Genomic DNA, 20,538 nt, shown 5'->3' on the forward strand with positions numbered 1-20,538 from the left:
GGGTTGATTTAAATGGAATTGTGCATTAAACTTGATATAGATAGGCTAAGGCTATGGACGAAGGAACCCTGAACACAAGCCAAAGGAGGTCAGCCATGCTTCCCGGAACCCTTCCCGTCTGCCCGGTCCGCGGTTCGGTCATCTACCCCACGATGGTGATGCCCATCGACGCGGGCCGGCCCATCTCCATACGCGCCATCGACGAGGCCCTGGGCCGGGAGCGGGTTTTGCTCATCGTGAGCCAGAAGGACAAGGAGGTGGAGGTTCCCAAGCCCTCCGACCTCTTCACGGTGGGCACGGCCTGCAACATCCTGAAGATGCGCAAGAACCCGGACGGTTCCGTCCAGGTCCTGGTCCAGGCCTTTGCCCGGGTGCGGGTGAAGGAGTATCTGGACCTGGGGGATCGCCTGGAGGCCGTCGCCGAGGTTCTTCCCGACGAGACCGGGTCCGAGGTGGAGGTGAGGGCCCTCGTCCGGGAGGTGAAGGAGAAGTTCCAAGCCCTCCTGAAGGAGGGGAAGTACGTTACCCCGGAGGTGGCTCAGTTCATCCTCAACCTCGAGGACCCTTCCCAGCTGGCCGATCACATCGCCTTCCACATGGACTTCCGCCTGGAGGACAAACAGCGTATCCTCGAGACCCCAAACGTAGCGGAGAGGCTGAGGCGGGTCCTGGTCCTTTTGGAGGCGGAGCTGGAGCTTATCGAGACCCAGCGCCGCATCCAGCAGCAGGTCAAGGAGGAGATCGACCGCAACCAGCGGGAGTACTTCCTTAGGGAACAGATGAAGGCCATCCAGCGGGAGCTCCACGGGGAGGAAGGGGAGCAGGAGGTGGAGGAGTTCCGCCAAAAGATCGAAGCCCTCGAGCTCCCCCCTGTGGTGCGCCAGGAGGTGGAACGCGAGCTCAACCGCTTTGCCCGCATGCACCCCGACTCCGCGGAGGCCAGCGTGATCCGCACCTACCTGGACTGGATCGTTCATCTCCCTTGGAACACCCGCACCGAGGACAACCTGGACCTAGAAAGGGCCAAGGAGATCCTGGAGCGTGACCACTACGGCTTGGAGAGGGTCAAGGACCGCGTCTTGGAGTACCTGGCGGTCCGCAAGCTCAAGGCCGAGCGGGCCAAGCGTGGGGAGATCCCGCAGGAGGAGGTGAACAAGGGGCCCATCCTGCTCTTCGTGGGTCCGCCCGGGGTGGGGAAGACCTCCATCGCCCGCTCCATCGCCGAGGCCCTAGGCCGGAAATACGTCCGCATCTCCCTGGGGGGCGTGCGGGATGAGTCGGACATAAGGGGCCACCGGCGCACCTACATCGGGGCCATGCCGGGCCGGATCATCCAGGGCCTGCGCCAGGCGGGGACCAAGAACCCCGTCTTCCTTCTGGACGAGGTGGACAAGCTCGGCATCTCCTACCAGGGGGACCCGGCGGCGGCCCTTTTGGAGGTCTTGGACCCCGCCCAGAACAAGGAGTTCGTGGACCACTACCTGGGGGTGCCCTTTGACCTCTCCGAGGTCATGTTCATCTGCACCGCCAACTTCCCCCAAAACATCCCTGCCCCCCTCATGGACCGGATGGAGGCCATTGAGTTCACCAGCTACATCGAGCAGGAGAAGCTGGAGATCGCCAAGCGTTACCTCCTGCCCCGGCAGCTTAAGGAGACGGGGCTTGGCGAGGCCCAGGTGGTGGTCACCGAGGCCGCCCTGATGCGCCTGATCACCCACTATACCCGGGAGGCTGGGGTCAGGCAGCTGGAACGGGAGATCGGGGCTTTGCTGCGCAAGGCCGCCCGGCAGATCCTCGAGGAAGGTAAGAGCCGGGTCCGCATCACGGAGAGGGATCTGGAGCGCTATCTTGGCAAGCCCCGCTTCCTCCCCGAGACGGAGGCCCGGGAGCCCCAGGTGGGGGTGGCCACAGGGATGTACTACACCCCGGTGGGCGGGGACATCATGTTCGTGGAGGTCTCCGTGATGCCCGGAAAGGGCAACCTCATCCTCACCGGCCAGCTGGGGGATGTGATGAAGGAGTCCGCCCGGGCCGCGCTCTCCTACGCCAAGAAAAACGCAGACCGCTTTGGGATTCCCCTGAAGAGGTTTGAGGACTCAGACATCCACATCCACGTCCCCGCAGGGGCCATCCCCAAGGAGGGGCCCTCGGCAGGGGTGGCCATTGTGAGCGCCCTGGTCTCTGCCCTCACCGAGGTTCCCGTTCGGCATGACGTGGCCATGACGGGGGAGATCACCCTTACGGGCCGGGTCCTGCCCATCGGCGGGGTGAAGGAGAAGGTCCTGGGGGCGAGGCGGGCCGGGATCCGGGAGGTCATCCTTCCCAAGCTGAACGAGCCTGATCTTGCGGACATTCCCAAGCCCTTGAGGCAGAACATGACCTTCCACTTCGTGGAGCATCTGGACCAGGTGCTGGACCTGGCCCTGGTGGGGGGGCTTAAAGCCCTGGAGGCCCGGGCCAAGACCGCGCGGCCGGCCCGGCGCAAAAAGCGGGAGGCGGTGGCCCACGCCTAGGGGCATCAGGAGGCGGGCCTGTGTGGAAGCCTCTCGAGGGCTTCCTGGTAGACCTCCAGATAGGCTTTTGTAATCCGGTCAGGATGGAAGCGGGCGATGGCCAGCTGCCGCGCCCGCTTTTTCATTTCCTGAAGCCGGGGGTGGAAAAGGAGGTCTAAAACCGCTTCCGCGAAGCCCTCGAGGTTGCCAAGTTCCACCAGCCTGCCCACCTCGGGGCTTATGAGTTCGGGCACCCCGCCCACCCGGGTGGCCACCACGGGGACGCCCGAGGCCAACGCCTCCAGGGCCGCCTGCCCGAAGGACTCCTCCTCCGAAGCCAGAAGGAAAAGGTCCGCTGCTCCTAGGACCTCCTCCGGATGGGGCGTGGGGGGATGGAAGGTGACCCAGGCCTCCACCTCGAGCTCCTTGGCCACCCGACGGACCTCGGGAAGCTCCGGCCCCTTGCCCAAAAGGAGGAGCCTGGCCTTCGCCCTCTTGCGCACCTTGGCAAAGGCCCGCACGAGGTCCGGCACCCGCTTGATGGGTCGGAAGTTGGAGGCGTGCACCAGAAGGAACTCCCCCTCCTCGGCATAAACCCCCTTCCGCTCCGGACGAGGGTAGAAGCGTTCCGGGTCCACGGCGTTGTGGATGACCCTGGGCCGCACCCCAAAGGCCCTCTCGGCCTGGCAGGCCAAGGCCTGGGAGACGGCGGTCGTCATCCCCTTCTGCAGTGCCCGGGCGGTGGGGGGGCGGAAGGCGGGGTCCATTCCCAGGAGGTTCACGTCCGTCCCATGGAGGGTGTGGACCAAAGGAAGCCGGTCCTCAAAGGCCAGGTATGCTGCCGCCGCATGGGGGACGGCGTAGTGGGTGTGGACCAGGTCCAGTCCGAGCCTTCCAGCCTCGCTTTCCAGCGTCCCTGCCAAGGAGAGGGTGTACAGAGGGGCGGGGAAGACCGGGTAGTAGGGGAGGGGGACTTCGATGAAGCGCACGGGGCTTTCCTTGGGAAGCCGGAAGGGGCGTTCCGTGGCGAAGAGGTAGACCTCATGCCCCAGGCGGGCAAGCCTTTCCGCAAGCTCTGTGGCCACGATCCCACTTCCCCCGAGGCCGGGGTAGGCCACGAGGCCCAACTTCAAGCCGCCCTCCCAGCGCCATAAAGACACCCCTTCAGTCTACCAGAGGGCCTCCTGGCCGTTTCCCCTGCTCCTGTGGAGCGGAGCCGGGACTGGATGGCCCAGGCTAGGCGGGATCTCCTGCGCGCCCGGGGACCTCGAGGGGCTTTTACGAGGCCGCTTTCTCGGTCTAGCAGGCAGCGGAAAAGGCAGTGGAGGCGGTTTTCGCGCGCCCGAGGGGTGTGGGCCAGTTGCCGATCGGCTTCAGGGGCTCGAGCTCGTTTCGAAGGACCGGAAGCGCTTTTGGAAGGGGTCTTGGCCCTGGGTATCCGGATGCGCACCCCAGCGGGGCACCGTTTGGACGGTACGTCCGTAAGGAGGCGGAAGCTTTGGTTGGCTATGCAGAGGCCCTCCTTGAGTTCGATGAGGGTCTTCTATCCAGGATGGATGCGGGATGAGCTCATCCCCCTCCTTGAGGCTAGGCTTTCCGAGCCAGCCCGGTCTCGTTCAAGGGCGGTTCTCTTTGGATCCTCGGCCCAGGGTCGGGCTACCGCCTTCAGCAACGTGGACCTGTTCCTCCTCTAGGCCCCTGTGCCGGACGCCGAGGCCTACGCCCTAGCCTGGAGGGTTCTGGAGGTATTGGGCCTCGGGGTCCACGCCTCCACCGAGGAGGGGGCCCGTGCTGGGGGCCATGCGGGAGGGTGGGGTTGAGCTTTGGCCCTAGGGCTTCCATCCGAAGGGTTTGACCGCTTTGATCCTGCCCTCTTCCAACTCGAGGCGTACCAAGCGGATGAGGGTAAGGCTGGCCCTGGGCTTCTTTTGCGCTTCGGAGAGGGCACGGCCTAAAAGGGTGTCCAGCTCATGGAAAAAGCCCCCGAGGCGAAGGGGCTCATAGGCCACCCCCGCTAGGGTAAAGCAGGGGAGGGTGGCCTTGGGGCAGTGGGGTTCGAAGCGGAGACTTCCCCCTAGGAAGTAGAGCCGCCACCGGCCGAGATCCACCCGGTGCCCCGCCCTAAGCAGGGCCTGGTACTGGCTGGATAGCTCCTCCCAAAGGGCCTTGGCTTCTTCTCCCACCGGGCTTAAGGTGTACCGCCAGGCGCTCCCTTCGTGCAGGGTGGTGGTGCGGATGGTGCTTTGGGACTGGGCGAGGCGCCAGGACTGGGCTAGGCCCAGCCCAAAAAGCCACGGGATGAGGAGCAGGATAAGCTGCATGGCGCCATTCTATACCCCTTTTGTGCACCGGGCAGGGTGGTAGGCCACCTCGAGGCTCAGGGGCAGCTGGACCCCCTGGACCTTTCGCACCAGGGCGGGGGGAGGAGTGGGTAGAGTGGGCTTGATCAGGCGAAAGAGGTGCTCCAGAATCAGGCTCATCCTAAGGGCGCGCATCAGTTCCTCCGCACCTTGTTGTTCAGGAAGTCCAGAAGGAGGTACCTTCCGATGTTGCCGGGGTGGGTGAGGTAGGCCTTGCCCCGGGTGAGCTGGCTGAGCTTTTTCACAAAGGCCAGCAGTGCGGGCTCGCGGGCGAGCATGAAGGTGTGGATGGGAATCCTTTCCTTTCTGGCCTGGGTGGCCTCCTTCAGCGTTTCGGCCAGGATCAAGGGGTCCAGGCCCCAGGCGTTTTTGTAGACCTCCCCGCTGGGGAGGGTGATGGCGGAGGGTTTTCCGTCGGTGATGAGGATGATCTGGCGCATCTCTCCGCCCATCTTTCTCAGGAGCGTGCGGGCAAGCTCCAGCCCCGCCTTGGTGTTGGTGTGGTATGGCCCCACCTGGGCCATGGGAAGCCGGGCCAGAGGGATCTCTTCCGCAGTATCGTGAAAGAGGACGAAGCGCACCTGGTCCCCGGGGTACTGGGTGCGGATGAGGTGGGCCAGAGCCAAAGCCACCCTTTTGGCCGGGGTGAACCGGTCCTCCCCGTACAGGATCATGGAGTGGGAGCAGTCCAAGAGGACCACGGTGTTCATGGCGGCGGTGTACTCGGACAGCTCCACCACCAGATCCTCCTCGGTAAGGTTGGAAAGCCCCTTGGGGAGGGCTTTTTTCAGGGTCTCTACCGGGTTGAGCCTCGGCGTATCCCCCCATTCAAAGGGCTTGGTCTCCCCAGCGCTTTCCACCCCCGGGGCGTACTGGGGGGTGGGGTGGAGACCGGGGGCGTTCCGGCCCAAGGCCCCTAGGAGCTCCCGGAGGCTTCTCAGGCCGAGGAAGTCCGCGGCTTTTTCCGTCAGTTCAAACCGGGCTTCTTGGGCCTCCCCCTTGGATCCGCCTGGTGCGGGCTGGGTGGGGTCTTCCCCTGGGAGGCGGAGGTAGCCCGCCTCCTTGAGCCTCTCGATCATCTGCTGGATGGCCCGGTAGAGCCGGGTCTCCTCCTTCCGGTTTGCGAAGCGGGCCTCCCGGAGCCAGTCCTCGGGGACGAGGTCGTTTTTGAGCAGGGCCTGGAGGAGGGCATCGTAGAGATCTTCTAGGCTGGGTTGGCGATCCGGGTCCGGGTCGTGGCGCTGGAAGGGGTCGGAAAACCCCGAATCGAGGAGGAAGTCCTCCAGGAGGCTCAGGATCTCCTCCGGGGAGAGATCCTCCAGGCCGCCTTGGTACTGGCTATACCGTACAGCTTTCACGCACCCACCCCCTTTGGAGGACCCCTTTGGCCTGCGAACCCAAAGAGGCCCGCGTAAGGCTAGTTGCCATACCCCCTCGTGCGCTCCGCAGCCTGGTAGCTCGCCTCCCCCCGGGCGAGCTTTCTCCGGCCCACCAGGCCCTCCAGGATGAACTCCGCCGCAGGGACGAGTTCCGCCTCGGTCTGGGCCAGCTTCCGCGCCTCGCCCAGAAGCCCAGGAACCCGCCCGGCCTCCTCCAGGGCCAGCTGGGGGTCTTCGGGAAGGGTGAGGAGGTTGCCCTCTTCAAAGTAGGACAGAATAGGGGCGGTGTTGAGCGTCTTCAGGTACTCCCCAAGGGCCAGGCCGAAGGCCTTTTGCACCAGGTCTCTGGCCACCTTCTCGGCGCCTTGGAGCTCGCCCTCGTATTCCAGTTCCAGCTTCCCCGTGATGGCGGGAAGGGCCCCGTAGAGGTCCAAAGGCCGGGCTACCTTGGGGGCATTGAGCCTCAGGCCGCGGGCCTCCGCGCTTGCGGCCACCAGCTCGAGGAGGCTGATGGAAAGCCGCTGGGAAACCCCGGCGGTCTGGTCCACCCGACGGTCCTCCCGGGCGGCAAAGGCCACCCCTTCCACCGCTTTGAGGATGAACTCGGGCACCCGCACCCCCTCAGGGGTGAAGGCCTCCTGGCGGGTGATCCGCACCCCCTCTTCCAGCGTCCTTGGGTAGTGGGTGCGGATCTCGCTTCCGATGCGGTCCTTTAGGGGCGTGACGATCTTTCCCCGGGCGGTGTAGTCCTGGGGGTTGGCGGTGAAGACGAGCCAGACGTCCAGCTCCATCCGCACCGGGTAGCCCCGGATCTGGACATCCCCCTCCTGGAGGATGTTGAAAAGGGCCACCTGGACCTTGGGGGCCAGGTCGGGCAGCTCGTTCACCGCGAAGATCCCCCGGTTCGCCCGGGGTAAGAGGCCGAAGTGAATGGCCTCGAGGTCGGAAAGGGCAGTGCCCCTCCGGGCCGCCTTGATGGGGTCCATATCCCCCAGGAGGTCCGCCACCGTGGTGTCGGGGGTGGCGAGCTTCTCGATGTACCGCTCCTCCCGGTCCACCCAGACGATGGGGGTGTCCTCGCCCGCCTCCTCCAGAAGCCTTTTTCCTTCTTCGGAGATGGGCCTTAAGGGGTTGTCGCGAAGCTCGGTGGGGAGGGCGGGGATCTCCTCGTCCAGGAGGTTTACGAGGCCCCTAAGGATGCGGCTTTTCGCCTGGCCCCGGGTGCCCAGGAGGATGAAGTTGTGCCGGGCGAGGATGGCGTGGATGAGGGCGGGGAGGACGGTTTCCTCGTAACCGTGGATTCCGGGGAAGAGGGGCCTCCCCTCCTTGAGCTTCCGGATGAGGTTCTCCCGGGCCTCGTCCTTCACGCTTCTTCTGAGTTTGTCCAGGGGGTAGGTCCGCTTAAGTTCGCCCAAGGTCTTGGCCCGCATGGCCTCAGTTTAGGCTTTTTCGCTCGGTTGGGTGTGGCGTAAATTAGGTTTTGCCACACGCGGCTCTCATGCCTTTGCGATAGGCTAAGCGGTGATGCATGGGACGACCATCGTGGCGGTGCGAAAAAGCGGCATGACCGCCATCGCCGGGGATGGCCAGGTGACCTTCGGCCAGACCATTTTGAAGACGAGGGCGGTCAAGGTGCGAAGGCTCGAGGTGGGCCAGGGGGTCCTGGTGGGTTTCGCGGGGAGCGTGGCGGATTCCATCACCCTCTTGGACAAGTTTGAGGCGGCGCTCAAGGAGGCCAAGGGGCAGCTTTTGAGGGCGGCGGTGGAAACGGCCAAGCTCTGGCGTACGGACCGCGTCCTCCGCCACCTCGAGGCCCTCCTCATCGCCGCGGACCAGGAAACCCTCCTTTTGATCTCGGGAAACGGCGAGGTCATCGCCCCGGACGAGCCCGTGTTGGCGGTGGGCTCGGGGGGGGGCTACGCCTTGGCCGCGGCCAAGGCGCTTCTTCGCCACACCGACCTTTCCGCTCGGGAGATCGCGGAGGAGGCCTTGCGCATTGCTGCCGAGATCGACCTCTACACCTCCGGCACCGCCACCGTCCTCACCCTGGGAGGTGGTGCGTGAACCTGACCCCAGGCGAGATCGTCCGTGAGCTCTCCAAGCACATCGTGGGCCAGGAGGAGGCCAAGCGGGCGGTGGCCGTGGCCCTCCGCAACCGTTACCGCAGGAAGCGCCTTCCCCCCGAGGTGGCCCGGGAGGTGGTGCCCAAGAACATCCTCATGATCGGGCCCACAGGGGTGGGGAAGACGGAGATCGCCCGCCGCCTGGCCCGGCTGGCCGGGGCGCCTTTCGTCAAGGTGGAGGCCACCAAGTTCACCGAGGTGGGGTATGTGGGCCGGGACGTGGACAGCATCGTCCGGGACCTGGCGGAGGCGAGCCACCAGCTGGTCCTCGAGGAGATGAAGAAGAAGGTCGAGGAGAAGGCCACCCGCTTGGCGGAGGAGGAGCTCGCCACCTTGCTTCGGGTCTCCCCCTTCGAAGTCGCCTCCGGCCGCCTGGATGGGGCTTTTGTGGAGGTCCAGGTGGAGGAGGAGGCCCAGGTGCCCTTCATGGGGGTCCTGGGGGGGGAACAGTTTTCGGGTATGGCCGAGATGCTCAAGGGCCTCCTTCCCAAAAGGCCCGTCCGGAAGCGGATGACGGTCCGGGAGGCCCGGGAGGTCCTGCGAAACCAGCACGCGGAGCGCCTCATCGACAAGGAGGAGCTCAAGGAGGAGGCCCGGCGGAGGGCCCAGGAGGAGGGGATCGTCTTCATCGATGAGATCGACAAGATCGCCCGCCGCCAGGGCGGGGTGGGCCCCGACGTCTCGGGGGAAGGGGTGCAGCGGGACCTCCTGCCCATCGTGGAAGGGACGGTGGTCTCCACCCGCTTAGGCCCCATCTCCACCGAGCACGTCCTCTTCATCGCCGCAGGGGCTTTCCACGTGGCCAAACCCTCGGATCTCATCCCCGAGCTCCAGGGCCGGTTTCCCATCCGGGTGGAGCTTTCCCCTTTGGGCCCGGAGGACTTTTTCCGCATCCTCACCGAGCCGGAAAACTCCCTCCTCAAGCAGTACACCGAGCTCCTCCGGGTGGATGGGACGGAGCTCGTCTTTCACGAGGACGCCATAAAGGCCATTGCCGAGGCCGCCCACCGGGCCAACCAGGAGCTCGAGGACATCGGGGCTAGACGGCTTTCCACGGTTTTGGAGCGGGTTCTGGAGGAGGTGAGCTTCCAAACGGAGCTCGGACGGGTGGAGATCACCCGGGCTTACGTAGAGGAAAGGCTGAAAGGCGTGCTTTCCTCGCCGGACCTTTCCCGGTATATCCTGTAAAGGAGGCAAAGATGCGGAGCATATTCCTTTTGGTGGCGGTTTGGATGGGGGCGCTTGGTCTGGCCCAGACCCCGCCCCCCAAGGCTTCCGATCCCGTACAGGTGGGGGTCCAGCTCTACCGGCTAGGGCTTTACGACAAGGCCTTACCCAAGTTTGAAGAGGCGCTGAAGAGAAACCCCAGCAGCCCCGAGGCCCTCTACTGGCTGGCCCGGACCCAGCTTAAGCTCGGGCTTTTGAACCCCGCCTTGGAGAACGCCAAAACCCTGGTGGCGCGCAACGCCACCTACATTGGGGGGTATATGGTCCTGGCCGAGGCCTATGTGGCCTTGGCCCGCGCCACCGAGGACAGGGCGCGGGCGCAGGGCTATCTGGAGATGGCCCTGACCGCCTTGAAGGACGGGGAGAAGGTCAATCCCAAGTATCCCCCCCTCCACGCCCAGCGGGGGGTGGTCTACGCCTTCTTGGGCCAGTACGACAAGGCGGTGGAGAGCCTGAAGCTGAGCCTGGTTTTGGAGGATGCCCCCGAGGTCCGTTCCACTTTAGCCGAGGTGTACCTGGCCCAGGGGAAGGCGGATGAAGCCCTTCAGGAGTATAAGAAGGCCCTGGCCAAGGCCCCCCAGGATGTCTCCTTGCGGGTGCGGTACGCCTCCTTGCTCCTTTTAAAGAACCAGGCGGAGGAGGCGGCCAAGGTCCTCGAGGAAGCGGTTCAGATGAGGCCGGGGAACGCCGAGGCCTGGTACACCCTGGGCCAGGCCTACTTTGCCTTAAGGCGGTGGAAGGAGGCGGGGGTGGCCTTCGAACAGACCATTGCCCTGGCCCCGGTGCGCTACCCCGCCGCCTACGCCTACGCAGGCCGGGTCTATATGGAGCTCGGGGAGGCTCAGAAGGCCAGAAGCCGACTCACGGTCGCGGTCCAGATGGAAAAGCAAAACCCCGAGTACCGCTTCTACCTTGGCCTGGCCAACGAGCGCCTTGGGGATAAGGCGGGGGCGCGGTATCAGTGCCAGGAGGCCCTGAAGTTGAAACCGGGCTTCAAGGAGGCGGAAGACTGTGTAAACCGAAACCTCTAGGAGCTTGTGCGCTGCTTCCTGGACTTTAGCCCAGGGAACGGCGTTTTAAAAAAACGGGGGAGCGCGAGGGGGCTGTAATCCCCCTCAAATTATGCTAGGCCTTGGGCTCCTCCTTTTTTTCCTCCCCCTCGGAGAGGCCCTTCTTGAACTCCCGGGCCGACTGCCCGATCCCGCGGGCCAGCTCGGGCAGCTTCCTCGCTCCGAAAAGGAGGAGGATAACCAGAACAATCAGAAGAAGCTCCAGCGGTCCTAGGCGCATGGCTAGAGTATACACTAAGCCTGCCAGGTTGACCCTTCCTTATCCGGCGTGGTAGTTTAGCTTCTGGGCCTGCCCGTGGCCCCGGGGCGTAGCGCAGGCCGGTAGCGCACCTGCTTTGGGAGCAGGGGGTCGCTGGTTCAAATCCAGTCGCCCCGACCATCTCGCGGGAGTAGCTCAGTTGGTAGAGCATCGGCCTTCCAAGCCGAGGGTCGCGGGTTCGAGTCCCGTCTCCCGCTCCAACCCCGGGGCGGCCTCGGCCGCCCCCTTCTGTTTGGGCCCGTAGCTCAGTGGACAGAGCAGCCGCCTTCTAAGCGGTAGGTCGGGGGTTCGAATCCCTCCGGGCCCGCCAGATTTTTTGAATCTGCTATGGGGATACGGATTCGCGGCTTGGAAAAGCGCTTCGAGCAGGTCCAGGCCCTCAAGGGGGTGGACTTGTGGATCCGGTATGGGGAGGTCCATGCCCTTTTAGGGGAGAACGGGGCGGGCAAAACCACCCTGATCAACATCCTGTATGGGTTTTACACGCCCGACGGGGGGGAGATAGAGGTGGACGGCCAGCCGGTGCGGATCCTTTCCCCGCGGAGGGCGCAAGCGCTTGGCCTGGCCCTTGTTCCCCAGCATCCCGAGCTGGTGGAAAGCCACACGGTGGCGGAGAACCTGGCCCTTGGCCTCCGCCTTCCCTTTTGGCTTCCGAGGCGACGGCTTTTCACCCTTTTAAAGGAGCGACTTCAGGAAAGCCCCTTTCCCCTAGACCTCGAGGCCCCCGTTCACGCGCTTTCCGCAGGGGAGAAGCAGCGGGTGGAGATCGTGCGCGCCCTTTTGCAAAGGGCCAGAGTCCTCCTTTTGGATGAGCCCACGAGCGTCCTCACCCCCAGGGAGGCCCAGGAGCTTTTCGAAAAGCTCCAGCTTTTAAAGGCCCAGGGCTTAGGGGTGGTCTTCATCAGCCACAAGTTGGAGGAGGTCCTCCAGGTGGCGGATCGGATCACCCTTCTGCGTCAGGGGGAGGTGGTGGCCCGGCTGGACCGGGAGGAGATGGCCCGTCTCCCCCGGGAGGAGCTGAAACAAAGCCTGGTCCGGGCCATGGTGGGCCGGGAGGTAAAACCCCTTCCCGCGGCCGCTCCTCCGGGGGAAAGGGTCCTCCTTCGGGTGGAGGCGCTGAGGGTTCCCCGGTTCGGTTTTCCCCTCGAGGGGGTCTCCTTTGTCTTGAAGGAGGGGGAGATCCTAGGCGTGGCAGGGGTTTCGGGGAGCGGGCAGAAGGAGCTGGTGGAGGCCTTGGCAGGGCTTAGGCCCTTTAAGGGTCGGGTGGAGGTCTTCGGGGAGCCCCTGGTCATGGACCCCATGGCCCTTTTCGCCCGGGGGGTGGCCCATGTTCCGGAGGAGCGGGTGGAGGGCATTGTGCCCGGGATGAGCCTGGTGGAAAACCTTGCCCTGAGGAGCTACCGGCGCTTTGCCCGCTTGGGCCTTCTGGACCGAAGGGCCCTCGAGGCCTGGGCGCGGGAAAAGGTCCAGGCCTACACCATCCGGGCCCCCGGGCTTTGGGCCCCCATCCGCCTCCTTTCCGGGGGGAATATCCAAAAAGCCATCCTGGCCCGGGAGCTGGAGGGGGCGAGGATTCTTTTGGCCCTTCACCCCACGTACGGCCTGGACGCTGCGGCCACGGGGGAGGTCCACCGTCTTCTTTTGCAAAGGGCCAAGGCGGGGCTGGCCGTCCTCCTTTTTAGCGAGGACCTGGACGAGATCCTGGCCCTTTCCCACCGCGTGGCCGCCTTGTTCCACGGACGGCTGGTGGGGCCTTTGCCCCGGGCGGAAGTCACGGTGGAGCGGATCGGCCGGATGATGACCGAGGGGGTGGCATGAGGATCGAAAAGGACCCCAACCCCCCTCCCTTGAAGCAGGTCCTATTCCTTCTTCTGGGGCTCCTTGGGGCCCTGAGCCTCCTCTGGCCCATCCTTCTTCTTTATGGACTGGGTCCGGACCAAGCCCTAAAAGCGGTTTTGGAAACGCTGGAAGAACCTATAGGCCGGGCTGAGGTCCTGCGCCGGACCATCCCTTTCCTCCTGGTCGGTAGTGGTCTAACCTTGGCCTTCCGTACAGGGTTTTTCAACATAGGGGCCGAGGGCCAGCTCCTTCTGGGGGCGGTGGGAGCAGGGGCGGTGGCCCTTTTCCTCCCCCCGGGGCCCTGGACTCTGCCCCTGATGTTCCTCCTGGGGGGTCTTCTGGGAGGGGTCTGGGCCTTCCTGGCCGCCTGGCTCCGGGCGAGAAGGGGGGTGAACGAGGTCCTGACCACGTTGATGCTGAACTACTTGGCCCAGTACCTGGTCCTCTACCTCGTCTCGGGTCCTTGGAAGGGGCAGACGGTCCGGGGCTTTCTCTACACTGATCCTTTCCCCCCTTGGGCGGAGCTGCCCACCCTGGCCGGAGGCCTCGTTCACTGGCCCACGCTGCTTCTGGGGGTGGTTCTTGCCTTGGGGCTTCAGATCCTGCTCTTTTTCACCCCTTTGGGGTTTGAGCTCCGCATCCTGGGTGGGAACCCCTTGGCTGCCCGCTACCTGGGGCTCAAAGAGGGGCGGCTTCTTTTCGTTTTGGCCCTGGTTTCCGGTGGGCTTGCCGGGATGGCCGGGGTGGGGGAGGTGGCGGGCATCCACCACCGCCTGATGGAGCCCGCCCAGATCTCCTTGGGCTATGGGTTTACCGCGGTCATCGTGGCCTGGCTTGCCCGGGGCCACCCGGCCTTGACCCTCTTCACCGCCCCCCTGATGGGCTTGATCCTGGCTACCGGGGACACCCTTAAGCTGGCTTACTCGGTGCCCTTTAGGCTGGTGGACGTGGTGGCGGGGCTCACCCTTCTCGCTTTGGTGGTTGCAGACCGGCTGAGCCAGTACCGGTGGAGGCGATGATGGAGGAGGTCTTCCTGCGGTCGGTCTACTTCGGAACCCCCTTGCTTTTGGCCACCCTGGGTGCGCTTCTGGGCGAGCGGGCGGGGGTGGTGAACCTGGGGGTGGAGGGGATGATGGCCCTTTCCGCCCTGGCCGCCTTTGCCGTGGCCCAGGCCACGGGAAGCCCCTTTGTGGCGGCCTTGGTCGCCGTGGGCGTGGGGGTGGCCATGGGGCTTTTCCTCGGTTTGGTCACCGTGACCCTCCGGGCCAACGCCTTTGTGGCCGGCCTGGCCTTGGCCATGGCCGGGGTGGGGGCGGCGGGGCTTATTGGCAAACGCTACGAAGGGTTGCCCCTTCTTTCCCCTGCGCGGGAGGAGGGTTTTGCCCTTCTTGCCGTGGCGTTGGCGGGGTTTCTTTACCTCCTCTTATACAAGACCCGGCTTGGCCTTTACCTGAGAAGCGTAGGGGAGAACCCCAAGGCGGTGGACCTTTTTGGCGGGAGCGTGACGGGGCTGAGGTACCTGGCCCTGGGCCTGGGGGGTGGGCTCATTGGCCTGGCGGGGGCGGACCTTTCCTTGGCCTACCGCCCTTCCTGGGCGGATGGGCTCACCGCTGGGCTGGGCTGGGTGGCGGTGGCCCTGGTCATCTTCGTGGGGTGGCACCCCTTGCGGGCGGTTTTGGGGGCTTGGTTTTTTGGCCTCCTCTTCTTCCTCCAGTTCCGTTTCCAGGGGAGCGTGCCTATCCCTTCTGAGGCATTTGCCGCCATGCCCTATGCGCTTGTTATCCTGGTTTTGGCCTTGTCAGGCCGGGGGCGGGCTCCTAGGGCTCTGGGCCTACCTTACGAGAGGGGGAGGTGAGGGAATGAAAAAGATCGTTTTCGGACTCCTGTTGGTTCTTGGACTGGGGTTTGCCCAGACGGATAAGCTTAAGGCCTGCTTCATCTACATAGGCCCCATTGGGGATATCGGATGGACCCATGCCCACGACCAGGCGCGGAAGAAGGCGGAGGCCGCTTTACCGTGGCTCGAGACCAAGTATGTGGAAAGCGTCCCCGAGGCGCAGGTGGTCCCGGTCATCGACCGGTTGGTGGGGGAGGGGTGCCGGGTGATCTTCGCCACCAGCTTCGGGTATATGGACGGGGTTTTGGAGGCGGCTAAAAAGCACCCGGATGTCCTCTTTGGCCACGCCTCTGGGTTTAAGCGCGCCCCCAACGTCATGACCTACATGGCGGACTTCTACCAGGTCTACTACCTGAACGGCCTGATGGCCGGGGCCTTGACCAAGACCGGAAAGGTGGGGTACGTGGGGGCCTTCCCCATCCCTGAGGTGAAGCGGCACATCAACGCCTTTGCCCTGGGGGTCCGGGCGGTAAACCCCAAGGCCGAGGTCTATGTAAAGTGGATCAACGCCTGGTTTGACCCGGCCAAGGCCCGAGAGGCCACAGAAGCCCTGATGAGCCAGGGGGCGGATGTCTTCGCCTTCACCGAGGACACGCCCACCGTGGTTCAGACCGCGGCCCGCAAGGGGAAGGATTCCTTCAGCCACTACTCCCCTATGCTCAAGTTCGCGCCCGACCACGTGGTCTCGGGACAGCTGGTCCACTGGGAGGCCATCTACATCGATTTCCTTAAGAAGGTTAAAGAAGGGGTCTACACCAGTAAGAACCTGCAGAACGTGGACTACTTCTGGCTTCTTAGGGAGAAGGCGGTGGAGATGGGGGCGGACTATGGTGTCCCCATCAACCCTAAGCACCTTCCCCTCCTGAAGCAAGCGAGGATGCGGGTGGGGGGGAAGGAGGTGCCGGTCTACGACCGGGTCATGGCCCTTCTGAAGGACATGAGCGCAAAGAACCCCACCTTTGACCCCTTCACCGGGCCCCTCAAGGACCGGAAGGGGGTGGTCCGGGTTCCCGCAGGGAAGAAGGCAAGCCTCCAGGACCTCCTCACCATGGAATGGGCCGCGCCCGGGGTGGTGGGGGACTGGCCAGGGGAGCCCAGGTAAGGAAGGACCCTTGGGGGCTTTAAAGGGCTTTAAAGACTTCCTCCAGGATGGAAAGCCCGATCCCCGCTTCCTCCTTCGTTAGGATAAGGGGTGGAGCGATGCGCAAGGTGCTTGGCCCCGCGGGGAGGGTGAGGAGCCCCTTTTGGAAGGCAAGGGCGACGGCCTTGTCCCTGAGGTCCGGCCGTTCCTCCTCGGGACTCCCAAAGTCCAGCCCGATCATCAGGCCCCTTCCCCGCACGTCCCCCAGGAAGGGGAAGCGGGCCTGCATCCCTTTGAGTTCCTCGAGGAGGAAGGCCCCCACCCCAGCGGCGTTTTCCATCAGGCCGCTTTCCAAAAGGTCCAAGGTGGCGCAAGCGGCGGCGGCGGAGACCGCCTGCCCCCCGAAGGTGGACCCATGGGCCCCGGGGGGCCAGCTGGCGATCTCTTCCCGGAACAAGACCGCGCTCAAAGGGTAGCCGGAGGCCAGACCCTTGGCCAGGATGTAGATGTCCGCCTCGAGGTCCTCGTGCTCGAGGGCGAAGAACCGGCCCGTCCGCCCAGCTCCGGTCTGAACCTCGTCCGCCACCAGGAGGATGCCATGCCGCCTGGCCATGCGCCAGAGTTCTGGCCAAAAACCGCGAGGGGGAAGGACGTATCCCCCCTCTCCTTGTATTGGCTCCAGGAAAATTGCGCCTACCTCCTCAGGGGGCAAGGTGGTGCGGAAGAGGTGATCGAGGTACTCCAGGACCCTTTCCCCCACCTCTTCCCGCCTTGCCCCCAGGGGAGGGCGGAAGGGGTTGGGGAAGGGGATGTGGACCACCCCGGGAAGGAGGGGGGCGAAGCCCTTCCGATACTTGGCCTGGCTCGAGGTGAGGGATAGGCTTCCCAGGCTCCTTCCGTGGAAGGAGCCGGTGAAGGCTAGGACGTAAGGCCGCCGGGTGTGGTAGCGGACGAGTTTCAGCGCGGCTTCCACCCCTTCTGTCCCCGAGTTTCCAAAGAAGACCCGGTACCGGCCCCCGAGCCGTCCCACGAGCCTTTCCGCCAGGCTCAAGGTGGGCTCGTGGGTGAAGTCCGAGAAGCAGACGTGGGCGAAGCGCCGGGCCTGGGCCTCCACCGCTTCCACCACCTTGGGGTGGGCGTACCCGGTGGTGTTCACCGCGATTCCGGCCATGAAGTCCAGAAAGACATTTCCGTCCACATCCTCCAAATAGACCCCGTGCCCCTGGGCGGGAACCAAGGGGTAGGGCCGGAGGTAAGAAGGGGAGAGGACCCCCTCCTGGCGGGCCAAAGCCGCCTGGGCCTTGGGGCCAGGCAGGGAGGTGCGGATAAAGGGTTGACGCATGCCGCCTCCTTTGCGTCCTAAAGTATACCAAAGGGAAGAATTACGCCAAGAAGGGGAATATTTATTCCTAGCCCCCGTTTAAAGCTCCAGGTCTAAAGCGTACCGGAGAAACCCGGGGACCTCGAGCCAGAGCTCCAGCCGTCTTCCCCGTTCCAGCCCCGGGCGGAAGCCCAAAAGCTGTAGCCGGGCCTCGCCCAGGGCGGGAAGATCGGCCCGGACCTCTAGGCTCTGGCCCAAAAGGGCCAACCGCCCCTCGGCTTTCAAGGGGATGGGGTTGGGGTTTTTGAGAACAAGGTTCACCCCTTTCAGTTCCACTTCCGGAGGGCGTAAGGGGAAGGCGACCCGGGTGTCTAGGAGGACAACCGGCTGGAGGAGCCGGGCTTTGACCTGAAGCCGCGCCCCTCCTTTCAGGAGGGCCCTCCCCGCTTCCAAGGCCCGGGAGGCGGGCAGGTCTAAAGGGAGGGTGGCGGTGCTCTGTCCTGGGGGGAGGGTAAGCGGCAAGGGCACCTCCAGCCCTTCCAAAACCAGGCTGGCCCCCACCGCCTCGAGGGGCAGGGGATAGGGGTTGGGGTTTTGGAAGCGAAGGCCTACGCGTAGGTGCAGCGTGGGCTCCGTTAAAAGGGAGAGGCCGAGGACCTCCACCCCTTCCAGGCCCACCTCCGGAGGGCGGGGCAGCTGAAAAACGCAGGCGGAAAGAAGGAGGGTAAGAGGGAAGGCCCTTAAAGCACCCATCCCTCCTCCTTAAGCCCTTCTAGAACCGGAAGGAACCTCGGCCACAAGGGGCTTTCCGCGGGATAAGGGGGGCGGGGGTAGCCCGCAGGGAGGCCGAGGTGGCGCAGGGCCTGCTTAAGAAGGGGCACCCCCCCTTGGGCGAGAAGGCTACCCAGGGGGTAGAGGCTTTTCTGCCGGGCCTGGGCCTCTGTGAACCGCCCCTCACGGAAGGCTTGGAGGAGGGCTCGGTAGGCCCTGGGGGCGAGGTTGGCCGCGGCCAGAATGCCCCCTTCCGCTCCCAAGGCCAAGGCCCCCAAAAAGGTGGGGGCGTGTCCGGTGTAGACCCTAAGGGCGAGGCCTTCTGCCTGGTAGAAGGCGAAGCGGCTTAAGTCCCCGCTCGAGTCCTTGACCCCCACCACCCCCTTGTGGACGGCCAGGGCCTTCACCGCGGCAAGGGGGAGGTCCACTTTGGTGTTTTGGGGGACATGGTAAAGCCAGATGGGCATCCGCTGGGCCAAGGCCTCGTAGTAGGCGATTAGCCTTTCCCCGAGGCTCGCATGGTAGTACCGGGGCGGGGTGACCAGAAGGCCCATGGCTCCCCGTTCCCTGGCTTCCTCCAGCGCCCTTTCCGCCTGGGGGAGGGTTTCCTCCATCAGGCCCACGAGAAAGGGTTTTTGGGGGTTTAAAGCGGAAAGGCCCAGCCGCCTTTCCTCAGGAAAGAGGTGGACCCCCTCTCCGTTGGAACCGTAGATGAGAAGACCGTCCACCAGGGGTTCCAAAGCCCCGGCCAGCTCCCGGAAGGCCCCGGTATCCAGCCGGCCTTTCCGGTCGAATGGGGTGGGGATGGGAGGCAGGATCATCCGCCCCTCCGGCTGAAAAGAAGGCTTAGGGCGTGAAGGGCGTAGGCCGCAAGGAGGGGCCAGGGGGTCTGGGAAAAGACCAAGGCCCCGTAGGCGGCCAGCAAAAGAAGCACCACCCCCCAGCCGGAGGCGAAGGCCAGGCTTCCCGGGACAAGGACCTTGAGGAGGAAGGGTGGAAAGAAGGGCCCTTTAGGCCTTGGGAGGAAGAAGGTGAAAAGGTGATAGAGGAGAAGGAGGAAGACCGCAAGGCCCAAAAGGACCCGGCCTAAAGGGGAAAAAGGAAGGGGAAGCGCCGCGAAGCTTTTAAGGAAGTCGTCCTGGAAGGAAAAGAGTTCGGCCAGGAGCAAGATCCCGTAGAGGGTCCGCTGGCTGGGGGCCGGCTCCCGGGCCCCCCAGGCGTCCTCCCCCAGGTGGAGGCTCGAGCGCACCGGCCCCATCAGAGGGGCTTTCCGGTAGGCCTCGGCCAGGCTTTCCCCAGAGCCCAAGGCGAGGACGAAGGGAAAGGGAGGGGCCTCTTGGAGAAGGCGGCTGGCCTCCTTGGGGTTTTCCGGAAGGAGACTGTAGCCGAGGAGGGCTGCGGTGAAGGGGGTTTTGGGCCGGGTGGCGAGCCAGTCCCTCACCTCCTCGCTCCTTAAGGTGCCCTGGGCCAGGGGGCCTTCGGTGAGGAGGGGGCGGAGCTTGGCGTCCAGGCTGTACAGAACCAGCCCCGAAAGGCCTAAGAGGAAAAGAAGGAAAATCAGCAGCTTCTCCCCAAAGGTGGCGTAGGCCAGGTGGAGGTGGCGAAGCCGGATCAGGGGATGGCGGAAAAACCCCAGGAAGAACCCTCCAATGGGGGCGAGGTGGGCCTTTTGTGCAGGAAGATAGGCCAGGAAGAGGTAGAGAAAGAGCACGCCGTAGCTTAGAAAGAGGACCTTTGTCCAGAACAGAAGGCCCTCGAGGCTGGGCAGCCCCCAGGTCTTCACCATCTTGGTCCGTTCCCGGATGCTTAGGGCGAGGTCAGGCCGCCCTTGGGCCTCCAGCGTCCGGGCCACGGTTTTAAAAAAGGTGAGGGAGCCGGGGAAAAGGGGGGTGTAGCGGAGGAGGGCCTCGGTCAGGCGGATGGCCGCCTCGGGTCGGTCCTTGAGGTGGGTCAAGGCCGCCTCCTTCCAGGCCTGAATGGGCTTCTGGCTAAAGAAAAGCTCCGGCCGGTGGCCCCGCCGGTAGAGGTCCTCCCCGTAGGCCTTGAGGTCCTCTTCGCTGAGGTCGAGGGGGTCCTGGGTCCAGTAGGCCCAGTAGGGCCAGGGCCTCGGGGGGTTCAGGGCCATAAGGAGGGGTTTGAGCGCCTCGAGGTCCTTCTCCTCCCCGGAAAAGGGGATAAAGGGCAGGGGGATGGGAAGGACCCGGTCGCCTGGCAGGACCACCTCCCCCGGCCTCAGGGCCTGGACTGGGCCTGGGGCGAAGTGGTAGCGCACCTCGCCCGTGGGGAGGACCTCCAAGACCAGGCTTCCCGCGGCCAAAAGGACCTTGTCCCCCCAGAGGACGGGCCCTTTCCACTCCGCCTTGGGCAGGCTCAGGTGCAGACCGCGGTAGACCAGGCCTTCCTCGGTCAGTTGGGGCTCCGGGGGAGGGCCGGGTTGGACGACGTCAAAACGGCCCTCCAGCGCCCCTACGGGCAGAAGGAGCCGGACCCGGTACGACCCCGGGGCCTCCGGGGTAAAGGGGATGCGGAAGCCCCCTTCCTGGGTCCGCACGGTGGTCTGAAGCCCCTTGGGGCCTTCCACCACCAAAGGGTACTCCCCCGCGGGAAGCCCCTTTCCTTCCAGGAAGACCTCCTGGCCCACCTGGGCCTCCTTGGGGAGGAGGAGGGTCTGGGCGAAGCCAAGGGCGTAAAAGGCCAGAAGCAAAAGCAAAAGCCGCAT

The 20,538-nt window shown here is 64.8% G+C and carries 19 protein-coding genes and 3 tRNA genes; 12 read left to right on the forward strand and 10 right to left on the reverse strand.

Going from position 1 to position 20,538, the window contains the following annotated elements; all coding sequences use genetic code 11:
- Positions 1–95 precede the first annotated feature (95 nt).
- Positions 96–2,513: an endopeptidase La gene (lon, locus tag C4301_RS00535; protein WP_352413175.1), complete on the forward strand. Its 2,418-nt coding sequence runs from the start codon at positions 96–98 to the stop codon at positions 2,511–2,513.
- Positions 2,514–2,518: 5 nt separating this feature from the next.
- Here the strand turns inward: lon and bshA are convergent, their stop codons facing one another.
- Positions 2,519–3,625 (reverse strand): N-acetyl-alpha-D-glucosaminyl L-malate synthase BshA, encoded by a 1,107-nt coding sequence (gene bshA, locus C4301_RS00540; RefSeq protein WP_352413176.1) that lies wholly within the window; start codon positions 3,623–3,625, stop codon positions 2,519–2,521.
- Between the two features lie 399 nt (positions 3,626–4,024).
- Between bshA and C4301_RS00545 the strand changes: the two genes are divergently transcribed.
- Positions 4,025–4,186, forward strand: coding sequence for a nucleotidyltransferase domain-containing protein (locus tag C4301_RS00545; RefSeq protein WP_352413177.1), 162 nt, complete (start codon positions 4,025–4,027; stop codon positions 4,184–4,186).
- 135 nt (positions 4,187–4,321) lie between these two features.
- Here the strand turns inward: C4301_RS00545 and C4301_RS00550 are convergent, their stop codons facing one another.
- Genes C4301_RS00550 through C4301_RS00565 form a run of 4 tightly spaced genes read right to left on the reverse strand, consistent with a single transcriptional unit; the run spans position 4,322 to position 7,661 of the window.
- Positions 4,322–4,813: a hypothetical protein gene (locus C4301_RS00550; RefSeq protein ID WP_352413178.1), complete on the reverse strand. Its 492-nt coding sequence runs from the start codon at positions 4,811–4,813 to the stop codon at positions 4,322–4,324.
- Positions 4,814–4,822: 9 nt separating this feature from the next.
- Positions 4,823–4,987, reverse strand: a complete 165-nt coding sequence (locus tag C4301_RS00555; RefSeq protein WP_352413179.1) for a hypothetical protein — start codon at positions 4,985–4,987, stop codon at positions 4,823–4,825.
- Positions 4,987–6,210, reverse strand: coding sequence for a vWA domain-containing protein (locus C4301_RS00560; protein WP_352413180.1), 1,224 nt, complete (start codon positions 6,208–6,210; stop codon positions 4,987–4,989). Before C4301_RS00560 ends, C4301_RS00555 begins: the two co-directional genes overlap by 1 nt.
- A 59-nt stretch (positions 6,211–6,269) precedes the next feature.
- Positions 6,270–7,661 carry a sigma 54-interacting transcriptional regulator gene (locus C4301_RS00565; RefSeq protein ID WP_352413181.1) on the reverse strand — a complete coding sequence of 464 codons (1,392 nt, stop codon included), beginning with the start codon at positions 7,659–7,661 and terminating at the stop codon, positions 6,270–6,272.
- Positions 7,662–7,755: 94 nt separating this feature from the next.
- Here C4301_RS00565 and hslV point away from each other — a divergent pair, with 94 nt between their 5' ends.
- The 3 genes from hslV to C4301_RS00580 are packed head-to-tail and all read left to right on the forward strand — an operon-like array spanning position 7,756 to position 10,612.
- A complete protein-coding gene (hslV, locus tag C4301_RS00570; protein WP_352413182.1) occupies positions 7,756–8,295 on the forward strand; it encodes an ATP-dependent protease subunit HslV in 540 nt (179 codons plus the stop codon).
- Positions 8,292–9,542: an ATP-dependent protease ATPase subunit HslU gene (locus tag C4301_RS00575; protein WP_352413183.1), complete on the forward strand. Its 1,251-nt coding sequence runs from the start codon at positions 8,292–8,294 to the stop codon at positions 9,540–9,542. The genes hslV and C4301_RS00575 overlap by 4 nt, the downstream gene beginning before the upstream one ends.
- A gap of 11 nt (positions 9,543–9,553) precedes the next feature.
- A complete protein-coding gene (locus C4301_RS00580) occupies positions 9,554–10,612 on the forward strand; it encodes a tetratricopeptide repeat protein (RefSeq protein WP_352413184.1) in 1,059 nt (352 codons plus the stop codon).
- Positions 10,613–10,706: 94 nt separating this feature from the next.
- On the opposite strand, the gene tatA is transcribed toward C4301_RS00580, so the two are convergent.
- Positions 10,707–10,871, reverse strand: a complete 165-nt coding sequence (gene tatA / locus C4301_RS00585; RefSeq protein ID WP_352413185.1) for a twin-arginine translocase TatA/TatE family subunit — start codon at positions 10,869–10,871, stop codon at positions 10,707–10,709.
- An 82-nt stretch (positions 10,872–10,953) separates the two neighbouring features.
- Between tatA and C4301_RS00590 the strand changes: the two genes are divergently transcribed.
- The 7 genes from C4301_RS00590 (at position 10,954) to C4301_RS00620 (ending at position 15,748) form a co-directional block, all read left to right on the forward strand.
- Positions 10,954–11,030: transfer RNA gene (locus tag C4301_RS00590), tRNA-Pro, on the forward strand.
- A gap of 4 nt (positions 11,031–11,034) precedes the next feature.
- Positions 11,035–11,110: transfer RNA gene (locus tag C4301_RS00595), tRNA-Gly, on the forward strand.
- A gap of 34 nt (positions 11,111–11,144) precedes the next feature.
- A tRNA-Arg gene (locus C4301_RS00600) sits at positions 11,145–11,220 on the forward strand.
- A 17-nt stretch (positions 11,221–11,237) separates the two neighbouring features.
- Positions 11,238–12,728: an ABC transporter ATP-binding protein gene (locus C4301_RS00605; RefSeq protein WP_352413186.1), complete on the forward strand. Its 1,491-nt coding sequence runs from the start codon at positions 11,238–11,240 to the stop codon at positions 12,726–12,728.
- Complete coding sequence (locus C4301_RS00610) at positions 12,725–13,768, forward strand: ABC transporter permease (RefSeq protein ID WP_352413187.1); 1,044 nt, start codon at positions 12,725–12,727, stop codon at positions 13,766–13,768. Before C4301_RS00605 ends, C4301_RS00610 begins: the two co-directional genes overlap by 4 nt.
- Entirely contained in the window at positions 13,768–14,604 is an 837-nt protein-coding gene (locus tag C4301_RS00615; protein ID WP_352413188.1) for an ABC transporter permease, read from the forward strand. Before C4301_RS00610 ends, C4301_RS00615 begins: the two co-directional genes overlap by 1 nt.
- Positions 14,605–14,608: 4 nt before the next feature.
- Positions 14,609–15,748, forward strand: a complete 1,140-nt coding sequence (locus C4301_RS00620) for a BMP family ABC transporter substrate-binding protein (protein WP_352413189.1) — start codon at positions 14,609–14,611, stop codon at positions 15,746–15,748.
- 19 nt (positions 15,749–15,767) lie between these two features.
- Here C4301_RS00620 and C4301_RS00625 read toward each other — a convergent pair whose 3' ends face one another.
- The 4 genes from C4301_RS00625 to C4301_RS00640 all read right to left on the reverse strand — a co-directional run bounded on the left by C4301_RS00625 (position 15,768) and on the right by C4301_RS00640 (position 20,538).
- Positions 15,768–17,069 (reverse strand): acetyl ornithine aminotransferase family protein, encoded by a 1,302-nt coding sequence (locus tag C4301_RS00625; protein WP_352413190.1) that lies wholly within the window; start codon positions 17,067–17,069, stop codon positions 15,768–15,770.
- 78 nt (positions 17,070–17,147) lie between these two features.
- Positions 17,148–17,801, reverse strand: coding sequence for an LEA type 2 family protein (locus C4301_RS00630; protein ID WP_352413191.1), 654 nt, complete (start codon positions 17,799–17,801; stop codon positions 17,148–17,150).
- Positions 17,789–18,640 carry a dihydrodipicolinate synthase family protein gene (locus C4301_RS00635; RefSeq protein WP_352413192.1) on the reverse strand — a complete coding sequence of 284 codons (852 nt, stop codon included), beginning with the start codon at positions 18,638–18,640 and terminating at the stop codon, positions 17,789–17,791. The genes C4301_RS00630 and C4301_RS00635 overlap by 13 nt, the downstream gene beginning before the upstream one ends.
- Positions 18,637–20,538 (reverse strand): hypothetical protein, encoded by a 1,902-nt coding sequence (locus C4301_RS00640; RefSeq protein WP_352413193.1) that lies wholly within the window; start codon positions 20,536–20,538, stop codon positions 18,637–18,639. The genes C4301_RS00635 and C4301_RS00640 overlap by 4 nt, the downstream gene beginning before the upstream one ends.

This window comes from Thermus sp. (assembly GCF_040290245.1).
Taxonomy (GTDB): Bacteria; Deinococcota; Deinococci; order Deinococcales; family Thermaceae; genus Thermus_A.